We start from the raw sequence: 13519 nt of genomic DNA, 5'->3' as shown, positions 1-13519 counted from the left end.
CATCAGCGATGGGGAAGCGGCTATGCTCAACACCTTCCAGCAACTCACGCATCCGGCCCTGCCGACGCCCACGCACGACGAAGCGGCGCGGCAGGAATTCACCAAGAGCTTCAAGAACTTCATCCAGCAGAAGCTGTTGCCCGGGTTGACGCCGGTCTACCGCAACCGCGTGGTCCCGGCGTTCGAGCGCGCCCACGGCCGGCCACCGGCCGACCGGCGCGACATCCGCACCGCCATGGTGCGTGAGCTGTATTTCCAGCACTACGCCGCCGCCAACCGCATCGCCCAGGAACTGCTGTGGGAATCCACCAACGTGACGGTGGACCGGCAGTTGCCCGAGCTGAACGCCAAGGCCGCCGAGCTGTCGGCCAAGACGGCGGCCAAGCTGGACATTCCCGCGGGCTTCGTGCCGCCGCGCTACGTCACGGCGGTGGACATCCACTGCATGCCGGGCGGCTACACCACGGAAGTGGCCAAGGAGGACATCTCCGTGGGCGCCCTGTACGACCGGGGCGTCTATCTTTACGCCATGGGCTACATGGGCCCGCTGAACGACGACATGGGCCGCTCGGTCTGCAACTACCTGAAGCGCCGCATTCCGGACTTCAAGCCCAAGCGCATCCTGGACATGGGCTGCACCGTGGGCCATGCCACCCTGCCCTACAAGGAGCTGTTCCCGGACGCGGAGGTGTGGGGCATCGACGTCGGCGCGCCGGTCGTGCGCTATGCCCACGCCCGCGCCGCCGGCCTGGGGTTGGAGGTCAACTTCGCCCAGATGAACGCCGAGGAGACGCGCTTCCCCGACGGGCATTTCGACCTGGTTGTCAGCCACATCCTGTTGCATGAGACCAGCGCCAAGGCCATGCCGCGCATCTTCCAGGAGTGCCATCGCCTGCTGGCGCCGGGCGGTTACATGATCCATGCCGACCTGCCGCCCTTCGACCTGATGGACCCGTTCACCCAGTTCATCCTGGACAACGAGACCTGGTACAACAATGAGCCGTTCTGGGGTGCGATGCGCGAGATGAACCAGTACGACCTGGCGGAACGCGCGGGCTTCGATCGCGCCGAGGTCCGGTTCGACACCGCCCCCATGGCCGTCATGGAATTCGCCGCCCAGGCCGCCGCCGGCTATAGCGAGGAAGCCGCCACGGCCGTGGCCGACCGCGAATTCGCCGCCGGTGAATACGCCCCCGGCGGCGGCTGGGAGGTACTGATCGCCCACAAGTCCGAGACCGCCGCCCTCAACAAGGATGCCGCCTGATGACCACGCCCCGCCCCCATGTCGTGAAGGACGCCAAGGGCAAGCGCCCGACCTTCTATGACGCGCCCGGCCTGGACCAGGCCATGTCCATGATCCTCGTGATGGCCAACGAGATCTCCGTGCTGCATGACCGGCTGGACAGCGCCGAGCGGGTCGCCAAGGCCCAGGGCCTGGACCTGGCCGCCGGCATCGAGGCGCTGGTGCTGGACCAGCCCGCGCTGGAAGCGCGCGAGGCCTGGCGGCAGGATTTCCTGGACCGGCTGTTCTATCTGCAGCGGAAGGAAGCGGCGGAGGCGGCGCAGGCCGACACCACCGAACGCTTTAACCGCACCATAGAGGAAATCGCCACACCCTGACGGCAAGGGGCCCCGCCCGCAGGGGGTGGGGCCCCTTGTCCTTCATTCAGGTGGATACGCCCTAACCGGCGCGCACGGTGGCCAGGAAATCCTGCACCTGGGTCCGCAAGCGCTGGGAATCGGTGGCAAGCTGGCTGGCCGACGCCAGCACCTGCTCCGCCGCGGCGCCGGTCATGCCCGCCGCCTCCGACACGCCGGTGATGGTGGCGCTGACCTCCTGCGTGCCCCGGGCCGCCTCCTGGACGTTGCGGGCGATTTCCTGGGTAGCCGCCCCCTGTTCCTCGACCGCGGAGGAGATGGTGGTGGCGATGCCCTGCATCTGGTTGATGATGGCGGCGATTTCGCCGATGGCCGTGATGGTGCGGCGGGTTTCCTCCTGCACGGCGGCGATCTGCTGGCTGATGGCGTCCGTGGCGCGGGCGGTCTGGCCCGCCAGGCTTTTCACCTCACCGGCGACAACGGCGAAGCCCTTGCCGGCCTCACCCGCCCGCGCCGCCTCGATGGTGGCGTTCAGCGCCAGCAGGTTGGTCTGGGCGGCGATGTCATTGATGAGCTGCGCGGCTTCGCCGATACGCTCCGCCGCGGAGGCCAGGCCCTGCACCAGGTCGCCGCTGCGGGCGGCGCCATCGGTGGCGACATTGGAAATACGACTGGATTCGGCCACTTGCCGCGCGATCTCGTTGATGGAGGAGGACAGCTCCTCCGACGCGGCCGCCACGGTCTGCACATTGGCGGAGGCCTGCTCCGCCGCCGCGGCCACGGTGGTGGCCTGGAGCGTCGATTCCCCCGCTGTCGCCGACATGCTCTGCGCGGTGCGCTGCAATTCCACCGAGGTTTCGGAAACGGCGCGCACCACGTCCATCACCTTGGCCTCGAAGGCATCGGCCATACGATGCAAGGCCTGGCGCTGTTCCTCCGCCGCCCGGGCCTTCTGCGCCTCCTGCTCGGCGCGCAGATGCTCGACCTCAAGCGCCTTGCTCTTGAAGACCTGGACGCTGCGCGCCATGGCCCCGATCTCATCCTTGCGCGCCTGGCCGGGCACCTCGGCCGCCAGGTCGTTGGCCACCAGCCGGTCCATAGCACGGCGCAGGGCGGCGATGGGGGCCGTCAACCCGGCGCGGCTGATCCAGAAGGCCAGGCCCAGCGCGAAAAGAATGGAGGCGGCGGCGATGGTCACCTGGATACGGATCGCGCGCTGGGTGTCGGCCTTCAGGGCGTCGGCGGTCTCGGCGGCGAATTTCAGCAGGTTGTTGTTGAAAGCCGCGAAGTCGGCAAGCGCCTTCTCCAAGGGCGGACCACATTCGGCCTTGAGCTCAGCCGCGGCCTTCATGTTTTCCTCCGCCGTCACCGCCTTTTTCGCGGCGGCAATCGCGGGCTCACATCCGGCGAAGCCGCGCTCAACGGCCTTGTCAACCGGATCCAGCCGCTGTTCCCACTCCGGCAAATTCCGGCGCACGTCGGCAATCAGGGTATCGTACTGCTTCCGGGCATCCGCAACCTGGGCCAGCAGCCTGGCATTACCCTCATCGGTCGTTTCGGTCGCCAGTTGGAAGGCTGCGGCGATAAAGACATTAACGAAACGGTTGGCCCGGACCGACATGGTGGCCGATCGGTCGATGCGCGTAATCAGGTCACTGTAAGAATCGTCGACCGATGTCATTCGCACACTGCTGGCAACCAGCAAGGCAACAAGAGCTATTGCAAAAACAGATACTATGATATTTATTTTGTTAATTACCCGAATGTTATCAAGCACCATCTCTAATCCCCGGCTTTTATTGGATTATTTGGACGCAGCAATACGGGAACAGTGCGTTCCAGCCAGCATGCGTCTGAGGGAAGAGGACAGGCTTGAAGGCGGCCAGAGCCGTGACAGCGGTGTCCCCAAGCGGGGGACCATACGGCAGAAGGGCAATTTCAACAATTAAAATTGTGTACTCAAACGTACAGGTTAGTCATAATTATTTTGAATGGGCCCATCAACATTATTCATCAGCGCAGAACTTACGTTGTATTTTTACAAAATTGCGCCGCCGGAGCGACCTTGTCTTCATCCAAAGATTGATGGGCATGGTAATGGCGGGCGGCATGAGCCGCCCCGCCGTCACTTATAAGCCCGTCACTTATAAGAAAGACGCACCGGTCCGCTGTCGGACAGGCGCCCCCGCAGCACCTGCATCGCGCCGGCATCGCCCCCGGCGTAAGCCCGCATGAACAGGATGGACAGGGAAACGGCCGCGGCCAGCGCCGTCTCCTGCCGGGGCCCCGGCAAATCCTGGCGACAGATGGCGCCGCCGAAATAGTGGTCCACGCCATCCAGCACGGCGGCGTAACGGTCCCCCCGGGTGTGGCCTCGTCATAAGCGGCCAAGTGGCTGCGCCAATCCGTCGAGCCGGGCGGGAAGTCGCGGTCACCCGTCTGGATGATCGCCGGCACCGCCAGGGTGGCGTAATCGCCGGCCCGCACCAAGCCTCCCCCCACCCCCGGCGGTGAAAACGCCACGGTGACCCGGGCGCGCGGATCACGCAGGGGCAGGGGAACGCCTTCCGGCACGGCCGGGGTGGCACCGCCCAGGACCAGGGCGATCAGGGCCCCATAGGAGTGGCCGGCAGCGATGTAGGCCCCGCCCAGGTGATCCGCCACGGCGCGGACATCCTCGATGCGCGCCGGCCAGCTGGCCAGGCCGGGGAAGGAGGCCTGGTCCGGATGGTCCGTGGAATCCACGTGCAGGGGGGCATAGACGCTGTAGCCCGCCCGCCCCCACGCCTCGATGACCGACTGATATTTCCACGGCGCCGACAGGGCCCCGTGGGAAAACAGGATACGGCCGCGTTCGGCCCCGACGATCCAGGTGCGGACATCCACGGCGCGACCACTGGCGGTATGCAGCGTCAGCCGCCCGCCTTCGGCCCGGGCGGGACGCAAGCGCCCCGCCACCGCGACACCGGCTCCGGCGGCCAGGAAGGCACGCCGGCCCAGTCTGAACGACGACTTTCCATCCCGCGCCGCCATCATGCCTTCTCCAGGATTTCCATGGCGGCGGCCTCACCCGTCTCCATGGCGGATTCCATGCCATGTTCCAGTCGCCGCAAATGTTCGCCCGCGAAGTGGATGCGCCCCACCGGCTTGCCCATATCGGCGGCGAAGCGCTTGACCTGGCCCGGCCCGAAGACGTGCTTGTTGCCCCGGACATAGGGATTGCGGCCCCAGCTGTAACCGAGGATGTAGTCCAGCGCCCCCACCATGGACGGCCGCACCCGGGCCAGTTCCGCGATGACGAGGTCGGACTGCTGCTCCACCTCCCGGTCGTCCCAGCGCGTGGCGCCATCGCCGTTGACCCAGACGATCAGCGTGTCGGTCGCGCCCGTCTCCGGGCTTTTCAACGCGAAGGCCCGTTCAAAGGGCAGGTCGGTCCACAGTGACGGCGGCAGGCCATCCTGTTCCCAATACGGCTTGGTGATGCGGAAATGGAATTGGGTGGTCGCGGAGTAGAGGGCGCCGGCGATGGCGTCGGCCTGGGCGTCGGGCAGGCCCGGCGTGAAGCGGATGTTGCGCACCGCCGAATAGGGGGCGGCCACCACCAGGTACTTGCCGGTCAGCACGTCGCCGTTCGCCAGTTGCACCCGGACCTTGCCACCGTCCTGGTCCACGGCGACAGCCGGGCTGAGCAGGCGGACCGGGGTTTTCAACGCCGCCGCCATGGCCTTGGGCAGCACGTCGGACCCGCCGACGATGTAGCTGCGCTCCATGTTGTTGACGCCGTACTGCGGCTTGTTGGGGTCGGTGAACCCTTCCGCCCGGGCGCGGGCGAGGTCGCGGAAGATGCTGAGGGCGGAGATGCTTTCCAGGCTGGGTCCGTTGACGTCGATGTCGGCCAGGCGGATGGCCGCCTCGGAAACGCCCTTGGCCCGCATGAACTCGGCCGCCGAGATATCGTGGACCAGGTTGGCGGGGTCCAGCCAGGCGGCGGTGTCCTTGAAGGGCAGCCAGCGCTGGAACAAGCCCGTCTGCAGGATATAGGGCAGGATGCTCCGCTCCGCCCCCCGGGTCATGTTCACCGGCGCGTTGGCCCAATCCTGCGGCCGGAGGGAGACGCCGTTGACGTGCAGCAGGAAGTCGGTCGGGATGCCGCCCTTATTGGTCAGGCCGACGTTCAGCCGCGAACAGGCATCGCGCACACGACCATACAACGCGCCCACCTCGCTGGCACCCAGTTCAGCCTGGTATCCGTCCTTGCGCCCGGTGCGCAGGCGGCCGCCGACACGGTCCGACGCCTCCACCACCTGCACCGACAGGCCCTGGCCCTCCAGGATGGACGCGGCGTTCAGGCCCGCCAAGCCGGCGCCGATGATGACGACATCGACGCTCTGCGGCCCCTTGGCCCAGGCGGGAGCGGCCCCCAGCAAGGGGGCGGATGCGAGCAAGCCGCCAACGACGGCGCGGCGGGTGGGGAGAAAGGAGCGGACATCCTGGGACATGGAAGCGGTCTTTCCAGCCTTGAAGGGAGAGGACAGCCGAACGGATGGGCGGCGGAAACGCGCCAACCGCAACGGCCAGCATGCAGGGTCCGCCACCCGGTGGTAAAACCAAAGCCTTCGCCATCACCCTGTCCGTGTGGCGGATGGGACCCGTTCCGCCGTCGCCAGATTTAGAGCGGGCCCGAAAGCTGGGCGGCGTGCCCGGCCCTCACAGCCGGGCGGTGACCGCCTTGGTTTCCAGGTACGCATCCAGCCCTTCCCGCCCGAACTCCCGGCCCCAGCCGGATTGGCGGAAGCCGCCGAACGGGATGTTGGTGCCGATGGCGCCGTGGCAGTTGACGGAAACCTGGCCCGAGCGGATGCGCGATGCCAGGCGGTGGGCCGTGGACAGGTCGCGGGTCCAGACACTGCCCGACAGGCCATAGTCGCTGTCGTTGGCCAGGGCCGCGATCTCATCGAGATCGGTGGTTTCCAGCCGGTGCACGGCCATGACGGGGCCGAAAATCTCATCCCGGAAGATGTCCATGTCCGGCTGGACGTCGGTGAAAATGGTGGGCGGCACGAAATGGCCGGGGCGATCGGGCCGCACGCCACCGCTCACCAGCCGCGCCCCCTGGGCGATGCCCCGATCCACATAGCCCATGACCCGGGCGGCGTGCCCGGCACTGATCAGAGGGCCGAACTGCACCGCCGTGTCCAGGCCATGCCCCAGGGTCAGGGTCCGGCTGAGGGCCGCCATGCCCTCCACCAAACGGTCATGGATGGCCGCATGGGCGAAGATGCGGGTCCCGGCCATGCAGTTCTGGCCTTGCAGGAAGAAGGTGGCCATGGCCACCCCCGGCACCGCCAGCTCCAGGTCGGCATCCGGCATGATGACCACCGGCGACTTGCCGCCCAGCTCCAGCGACACCTTCTTCAGGTTGCCGGCGGCGGCGTGGACGATCTTGCGCCCCACCTCGGTCGAGCCGGTGAAGCTGACCTTGTCCACCTTGGGGTGGGCGGCCAATGCCGCGCCCACCACCTCACCCAGGCCGTTGATGACGTTGACCACGCCGGGGGGAAGCCGGCCTGGGCCACCAGGCGGGCCAGCAGCAGGGCCGACAGCGGCGTCTCCTCCGCCGGCTTGACGAGAACCGTGCAGCCCGCCGCCAGGGCCGGCGCCAGCTTCAGGACCAGGGTGGACAGGGGGACGTTCCAGGGCACGATGAGGGCGACGACGCCCACCGGTTCGCGCACGGTGTAGGTCAGCGCCTCCGCCACCGCGGCCACATGGGCCGGCGGCGTGGTGGTCACCCCCTCGATCCTCAGCGCCCAGCCGGCGTAGTAGTCGAACATCTCCACACTGTTGCTGACCGTCAGGCCGGCGATGAAGGCCGGCATGCCGTTGTCCAGGATCTCCAGTTCGGTGAACTGCCGGGCATGCTCCTCCACCAGCCGGGCCAGGCGTGTCAGCAGGCGGGCCCGCTCCGGTCCCAGGGTGCGGCCCCACGGGGCTTGGCCCTGACCGCCCTGGAAAGCCCGGCCGGCGGCGGCCACGGCATCCTCCACATCCGCGACCCCGCCGACGTCGACCTCGGCCAACACCAGGCCGGTGGCGGGGTCGCGGGTGGTGATCGTCTCCCGGCCGGGACGCCAGGCCCCGTCAATGAACAGGCCGTGCCGCTCGGTCAGGAAGGCACGCGTGCTTTCCAGCACGGGATGGCCGTCAAAGGGCAGGATGGGGGCGGACATGGAACCTCCGGCGGTACGCGGCGACAGGGATGGGGTCAGACCGGCACGGTGGCACAGTCGTAATCGAACAGGCCCAGCGTATCCTCGTTGCGCATCGCCCGCAGCCCGAACAGGTCGGTATCCTCGGCCTGCATGCGGTCGGCGTTGGCGTTCAATTCCAACTGGATGAAGGTCGCGCGCTCGTGCCGGGCGGCCTCATAGCGCCGCAATCCTTCCTCCGGCGTGGCGCTGTCGGCCAAGGCGCGGGCCAGGACCACCGCATCCTCGATGGCGCAGGCGGCACCCTGACCCAAGAAGGGCGTCATGCCGTGGGCGGCATCGCCCAGCAGGGCGACACGGCCCTGAACCCAGGTGGGCAGCGGCTGGCGGGCGTTGATGGCCCACTTGTAGAACTCGCCCTCGCGGATGGACGCGATCATGGTCTGCACCTCCGGCGCCCAGCCGGCGAAGGTTTCCTGCAGGTCGGCCCGGCTGGCCGGGATGGTCCAGCCATCCTGCGTCCATCCCGTCTGCCGGGCGAAGAAGACCAGGTTCAGGATCTTGGATTGGCGCATGGGGTAGCGCAGCACCATGCGTTGCGGACCGATGTGGATGCCGGGCCAGGATGTCAGGTCGGCCAGCGCCTCGTCCACGGGCACCAGGGCGCGCCACGCGACGTGGCCGGTGAAGTGCGGGGCCTTTTCCTCGAACGCGCGGCGCACCACCGACTTGACGCCATCCGCACCGATCAGGATGTCGCCCTCGACGGTCCGGCCGTCCTGCAGGATGGCCGTCGTGCCCTCGACGGCGGTCACGCCGGCGCTGGTCAGCAGCCGGCCGCCGCGCTGCTGCGCCGTCGCCACCAGGATGGCGTGCAGGTCGGCGCGATGGATATAGACGTAGGGGGCACCCTGCCGCGCGCGCATGTCGCCGCGCTCAACCGTCCGCAACACCCGGCCATCGGCCCAGTGTTGAATACGCTGGCGCGTCGGCTCGACGCCGGCCTGGGCGATGGCCTCCGCGATGCCCAGGTGGATGTAGCCCCGCATGGCGTTCGGCGCCAAGGTGACACCGGCACCGACCTCGGCGAAGGCGGGTGCCGATTCCAGCACGGTTACGGGAAAACCGCGATCCAACAAGGCGATCGCCGCCGTCAAACCACCGATGCCACCGCCAACGATCGTCACACGCGCCTTGCTCATGGGCCTGCCTTCAGTCTGGTCGCCGGCATCCCCCGCCGGTTCGGAAGGGATTAGGCGGTGACCGGAGGCAAGCGGCCATCACGGCGGGGTGGCCTGTCCGCACGGCGGACATGGAGAGGGTGTCCGCACGGTGGACAGGGTAAGGCCGGGAGATGCCGGCCCCTCCCCGCCACGACATGGGTGGTCAGGAGCGGACGGTGACGTAAGCCTCCCGTTCCAGGGCTTCCCGGAAATCGGGATGCGCGATGCCGATCAGGGCCTTCGCCCGCTCCGCCAGCGACAGGCCGCGCAGGTTCACGATGCCGAATTCGGTCGCGACGTACTGCACGTCGTTGCGCGGCGTCGTCACGGGCCCGCTGAGCCGGGGCACAATGCGCGACGCGGTCCCGCCGGCCGCCGTGGCGTGACAGGCGATGATGGACTTCCCGCCGCGGGAGGCGGAGGCGCCCCGGACGAAATCCAGCTGCCCGCCGGCCCCGCTGTATTGGCGCCCGCCCACACATTCCGAATTGCAGGCGCCCTGCAGGTCGATCTCCAGCGTGGCGTTCACCGACACCATGCCGTCGTTGCGGGCGATGACCGTGGGGTTGTTGACGTAATCGACGGGATGGGCCTCGCAGGCCGGATTATCGTCCAGGAAGTCGTACAGCGCCCGGTCGCCGACGGCGAAAGTGAACACCGCGCGTCCGGTGTGAATGGTCTTGCGGCTGTTGTCCACGACCCCCAGGCGCATGAGGTGCGCCAGCCGGGGCGTCATCAGTTCCGTATGGATGCCCAGGTGGCGCCGATCCTCCAGTGCCGCGCACACCGCGTCCGGCAGGGCGCCGATACCCATCTGCAGGCAGGCGCCATCGTCCACCAAATCCGCGATCAGCCGGCCGATCACCCGGTCGTTCTCCCGGATCGCCGCCGGCGGCACCTCCAGCAAAGGTACCGGATTTTCCACGATGGCCGTCACCCGATCCAAGGGGATGCGGCAATCGCCCCGGGTGCGCGGCATCGCGGGGTTCACCTCCAGGATGACCTGGCGCGCCGTCCGCGACACCGCCAGGGCGTAGTCCGTGTTGGTGCCCAGGCTGAAACAGCCATCCTCATCCATGGGTGACACCGTCGTCAGCAGCACATCGGCATCGACCTGGCGGCTGAGGACCGCCGGCGCCTGGCTGAAGGCGGTGGGCAGAAAATCCACCGGGGGCAGGCCCTGCTGGGCGGCCTCCTGATCCAGTTTGCGTTCCAGCGCGCCGTGGAAAAGACTGACCGGCCGGACGCGCGGCCTGAGGTCGGTCCGCAGCACCGGCGCCGCATTGGCGAAAGCCAGCAGGTAGTATACCGAGAGGCCGTCCACCTCCCCCCGCTCCGCCCGCGCCGCCAACGCCCGCAGCAATGCCGGTGGGCCGGCGACACCCAAACCCATCACGACGCGGGACCCCGATGGGATCATGCGAACGGCCGCCTCCGCCGTCAGGCGCTTCGCCGCATAGGTGTCGGCATGCTCAGTCATCGCGCGCTTCCCCTCCCCCACATTGTTCTTGTTCCCGCCGCCGCCCAGCATACCTCCGGCCGGCGGCCAACGGGAATTCCGTCCCACGACGCAACGTAGAACGGGCCAGGGGCTGTCGCAACGGAATTGGCTTAATGGTCTATTTATAGGCTAACTTGTCGGCCCCACCCGTGCTATATGTACGGATATATAATTTGCCGGCGCATAATTGGCAGAATGGGGAGTTTGGGAATGGAAAAGGTTAAGCCCGTACGGGCCATGCTGCGCGTGCTTGATGTCTTGCAGGTGTTGAACAGCCGCAACGGGGTGAGTGTCACCGACGTCGCCAATGCGATCGACCTGCCCAGAACCACGGCGTACCGTGTTCTGGAAACCTTGTGTTCCGCGGGATACGCGGTCCGTGACACCACGGACGATCGCTACCGCCTGACGGTGCTGGTCCGCTGCCTGTCCGACGGCTTCGATGACGAGTCGTGGGTGGCGGAGGTGGCGCAACCCATCATCACCCAACTGGGCCAGACCTTGATCTGGCCGGTGTCGTTCAGCACGAACCAGGGCAATTCGATGCTGGTCCGCCACACCACCGACAAGAACAGCCCGCTGGCGCTGGAACGGTACAACGCCGGCGTGCGCCTGCCCCTGCTGAACAGCGCAACGGGGCGCACCTACCTAGCGTTCAGCCCTTCGGCGCAACGTGCCGCCCTGCTCGACATCGCCCTCGGCTCCGATGGCGAGATGGAGGGGGCGGGCCGGCAGCGCGACCTGATCGACAAGGTGCTGTCGCATATCCGCAAGGCCGGCTACGCCATCAACATCCGCCAGTACCGCGGCGAATCGACAGCCGCGGTGCCGGTCTTCAGCGATGGCGAACTGCTGGGCTGCGTCGGCATGCGCTTCATGGAAAAGGCCGTGCCGGAAGCCATGTTCCGGGCCAAGTACCTGCCCGCGCTGCAGGGCGCCGCCGCGGAAATCGGCGCCAGCTATGGTGAGTGGCGGGATGGAAGCCAGCCGTCGCTGGACGACGACAAGCCGACCCGGCGCTGGGATTGGACGCTGGAGCGTCGCGTCTCGCACTAGAGTGCGATCGCTTCAGATGGACTCATCTGAAGCGTGAATCGCACGACGGAACAAAAGCTTAGAGTTTCTCTGACGCTTCACCGAAGGTCAGAGAAACTCTAAGGGGCCGGCGGCCCTATCGCGGAGCACAGGGAAACGCCGCCGTTCGTTGCATCGAACGGCGGCGTCTTCCTATTTGGAGGATGCCGTGAACCGCTCCGGGATTGTCGGAGGCTTCCACTCCTGAGAGATTGAAGCCACGATGAGCAAGACGACGAACAAGTTCTCCCCCGAGGTCCGAGCCCGCGCGGTTCGATTGGTGCTGGATCATGAGAAGGACCATCCGTCGCGATGGGCGACGGTGATGTCGATCGCGGCGAAGATCGGCTGTTCCGGCCAGACGCTGAACGAATGGGTGAAGAAGGCCGAAGTTGAAGCTGGCACGCGGGCCGGTGTTCCAAGCGAGACGGCGGAACGGCTGAAGGCGTTGGAACGGGAGAACCGGGAACTGCGGCAGGCGAATGACCCATAGGGCAGCGCGGAGCAGCAAGATCCTGCGCAAGGCCAGCGCGTATTTTGCGATGGCGGAGCTCGACCGCCGGTTCAAGCCATGATCGCCTTCATCGACGAGCATCGGGGTACGCACGGGGTCGAGCCGATCTGCCAGGTCCTGCCGATCGCCCCGTCCACCTATCATCGGCATGCATCCCGGCGAACCGATCCAGACCGTCTGCCGGAACGGGCCAGGCGGGACACGGCGCTGAAGATCGCGATCCGGCGGGTATTCGACGAAAACTTCGCTGTCTATGGCGTGCGCAAGGTCTGGCACCAGCTCAGGCGAGAGGGCCGAACTGTTGCTCGCTGCACGGTCGCCCGGCTGATGCGGGACATGGGCCTGCGGGGCGTGATCCGGGGCAAGCCGGTGAAGACCACGGTGAGCGACAAGGCGGCGCCTTGTCCTCTGGACCACGTCAACCGCCAGTTCCATGCACCCCGGCCGAACATGCTGTGGCTGTCGGACTTCACCTACGTCGCCACCTGGCAGGGGTTCGTCTATGTGGCCTTCGTCATCGACGCCTTCGCTCGGCGCATCGTCGGTTGGCGGGTGTCACGGACGGCCCATGCCGCCTTCGTGCTTGATGCCTTGGAGCAGGCCTTGCATGAGCGGCGACCGGTCAAGCACGGCGGGTTGATCCACCATTCGGACAGGGGCGTCCAATACGTCTCGATCAAGTACACCGAACGCTTGGCCGACGCGGGGATCGAACCCTCGGTCGGCAGCGTCGGTGACAGCTATGACAATGCCCTGGCGGAAACCATCAACGGCCTTTACAAGGCCGAGGTGATCCACCGGCGTGGGCCATGGCGTTCCTTCGAGGCCGTCGAGTATGCCACCCTGGAATGGGTCGACTGGTTCAACCACCGGCGGATCCTGGGGCCTATCGGCAACATCCCGCCAGCCGAAGCCGAGGCACGCTTCCACGCCATGCTGGACCAATCGGCAATGGCCGCGTGACTCAAACCAAACTGCCTCCGACAATCCCGGCGCGGTTCAGTTCAAGGAAGTCGATGGACAGCCTGCAGCAGCCTTGCCTGCCGTGGCGGATTACAAGCGGATGATCGCCAAGGCCATCATTTTCAAGAAAGTTCAGAAGCTCGTCCGTCCAATGTTCCCCGCATTCCAGGCGAACGTGGCCGCATACACGGTCTCCATCCTGGCAGACCGGCTTGGCCCAAAGATTGACCTGGATGGAATCTGGATGCATCAGGACCTCTCAATGCAATTACAGGAACAGATCACGACCTGGGCGAAAGGCGTAAACGACGTCCTTCACTATTCAGCTGAGGGCAAGATGGTCTCGGAATGGGCGAAAAAGCCCGAATGTTGGGATGCTGTCCGGGAAAGCATCTATTCGGCTCCCATGGACAACATCCCCGAGATGCGCTGATGG

The 13519-nt window shown here is 66.8% G+C and carries 9 protein-coding genes, 2 pseudogenes and 1 other annotated feature; of the genes and pseudogenes, 5 read left to right on the top strand and 6 right to left on the bottom strand.

Features of this window, described 5'->3' with window-relative positions; translation table 11 throughout:
• Positions 1–22: 22 nt before the first annotated feature.
• Both ULB03_RS20295 and ULB03_RS20290 read left to right on the top strand, forming a co-directional pair.
• The gene (locus ULB03_RS20295) at positions 23–1264 is read left to right on the top strand and encodes a class I SAM-dependent methyltransferase (RefSeq protein WP_322484892.1); all 1242 of its coding nucleotides are present in this window, start codon (positions 23–25) and stop codon (positions 1262–1264) included.
• Positions 1264–1620 (top strand): hypothetical protein, encoded by a 357-nt coding sequence (locus ULB03_RS20290; protein WP_322484891.1) that lies wholly within the window; start codon positions 1264–1266, stop codon positions 1618–1620. The genes ULB03_RS20295 and ULB03_RS20290 overlap by 1 nt, the downstream gene beginning before the upstream one ends.
• Positions 1621–1681: 61 nt before the next feature.
• On the opposite strand, the gene ULB03_RS20285 is transcribed toward ULB03_RS20290, so the two are convergent.
• The 6 genes and pseudogenes from ULB03_RS20285 to ULB03_RS20260 all read right to left on the bottom strand — a co-directional run bounded on the left by ULB03_RS20285 (position 1682) and on the right by ULB03_RS20260 (position 10511).
• The gene (locus ULB03_RS20285; RefSeq protein WP_322484890.1) at positions 1682–3220 is read right to left on the bottom strand and encodes a methyl-accepting chemotaxis protein; all 1539 of its coding nucleotides are present in this window, start codon (positions 3218–3220) and stop codon (positions 1682–1684) included.
• A gap of 404 nt (positions 3221–3624) precedes the next feature.
• Positions 3625–4635: an alpha/beta hydrolase gene (locus ULB03_RS20280; protein ID WP_322484889.1), complete on the bottom strand. Its 1011-nt coding sequence runs from the start codon at positions 4633–4635 to the stop codon at positions 3625–3627.
• Positions 4632–6098 (bottom strand): flavin monoamine oxidase family protein, encoded by a 1467-nt coding sequence (locus ULB03_RS20275; RefSeq protein WP_322484888.1) that lies wholly within the window; start codon positions 6096–6098, stop codon positions 4632–4634. Before ULB03_RS20275 ends, ULB03_RS20280 begins: the two co-directional genes overlap by 4 nt.
• A 208-nt stretch (positions 6099–6306) precedes the next feature.
• Positions 6307–7829 (bottom strand): annotated as a pseudogene (locus ULB03_RS20270) (aldehyde dehydrogenase family protein).
• A 35-nt stretch (positions 7830–7864) separates the two neighbouring features.
• Positions 7865–9010: an FAD-dependent monooxygenase gene (locus tag ULB03_RS20265; RefSeq protein ID WP_322484887.1), complete on the bottom strand. Its 1146-nt coding sequence runs from the start codon at positions 9008–9010 to the stop codon at positions 7865–7867.
• A 184-nt stretch (positions 9011–9194) separates the two neighbouring features.
• Positions 9195–10511, bottom strand: a complete 1317-nt coding sequence (locus ULB03_RS20260; RefSeq protein ID WP_322484886.1) for an acetyl-CoA hydrolase/transferase family protein — start codon at positions 10509–10511, stop codon at positions 9195–9197.
• Positions 10512–10742: 231 nt separating this feature from the next.
• Here ULB03_RS20260 and ULB03_RS20255 point away from each other — a divergent pair, with 231 nt between their 5' ends.
• The 3 genes and pseudogenes from ULB03_RS20255 to ULB03_RS20245 all read left to right on the top strand — a co-directional run bounded on the left by ULB03_RS20255 (position 10743) and on the right by ULB03_RS20245 (position 13516).
• The gene (locus ULB03_RS20255) at positions 10743–11588 is read left to right on the top strand and encodes a helix-turn-helix domain-containing protein (RefSeq protein ID WP_322484885.1); all 846 of its coding nucleotides are present in this window, start codon (positions 10743–10745) and stop codon (positions 11586–11588) included.
• Positions 11589–11829: 241 nt separating this feature from the next.
• Positions 11830–13083 (top strand): annotated as a pseudogene (locus ULB03_RS20250) (IS3 family transposase).
• Positions 12136–12252, top strand: a sequence feature (AL1L pseudoknot). It overlaps the preceding pseudogene by 117 nt.
• A 73-nt stretch (positions 13084–13156) precedes the next feature.
• Positions 13157–13516, top strand: a complete 360-nt coding sequence (locus tag ULB03_RS20245) for an AIPR family protein (RefSeq protein ID WP_416211164.1) — start codon at positions 13157–13159, stop codon at positions 13514–13516.
• Positions 13517–13519 lie beyond the last annotated feature (3 nt).

It is taken from the genome of Nitrospirillum goiasense (assembly GCF_034427435.1).
Lineage (GTDB): Bacteria > Pseudomonadota > Alphaproteobacteria > Azospirillales > Azospirillaceae > Nitrospirillum.
The sequence above is the reverse complement of the archived record's forward strand: the minus strand, read 5'-3'. Positions and strand labels throughout refer to the sequence as shown.

What these genes read in the sequence shown, in the direction of transcription:
- ULB03_RS20255 (WP_322484885.1), top strand. Translation starts at nt 10,743, where the DNA reads ATGGAAAAGGTTAAGCCCGTACGGGCCATGCTGCGCGTGCTTGATGTC.
- ULB03_RS20285 (WP_322484890.1), bottom strand. Translation starts at nt 3,220, where the DNA reads ATGTCGGTCCGGGCCAACCGTTTCGTTAATGTCTTTATCGCCGCAGCC.
- ULB03_RS20295 (WP_322484892.1), top strand. Translation starts at nt 23, where the DNA reads ATGCTCAACACCTTCCAGCAACTCACGCATCCGGCCCTGCCGACGCCC.
- ULB03_RS20275 (WP_322484888.1), bottom strand. Translation starts at nt 6,098, where the DNA reads ATGTCCCAGGATGTCCGCTCCTTTCTCCCCACCCGCCGCGCCGTCGTT.
- ULB03_RS20265 (WP_322484887.1), bottom strand. Translation starts at nt 9,010, where the DNA reads ATGAGCAAGGCGCGTGTGACGATCGTTGGCGGTGGCATCGGTGGTTTG.
- ULB03_RS20280 (WP_322484889.1), bottom strand. Translation starts at nt 4,635, where the DNA reads ATGATGGCGGCGCGGGATGGAAAGTCGTCGTTCAGACTGGGCCGGCGT.
- ULB03_RS20260 (WP_322484886.1), bottom strand. Translation starts at nt 10,511, where the DNA reads ATGACTGAGCATGCCGACACCTATGCGGCGAAGCGCCTGACGGCGGAG.
- ULB03_RS20290 (WP_322484891.1), top strand. Translation starts at nt 1,264, where the DNA reads ATGACCACGCCCCGCCCCCATGTCGTGAAGGACGCCAAGGGCAAGCGC.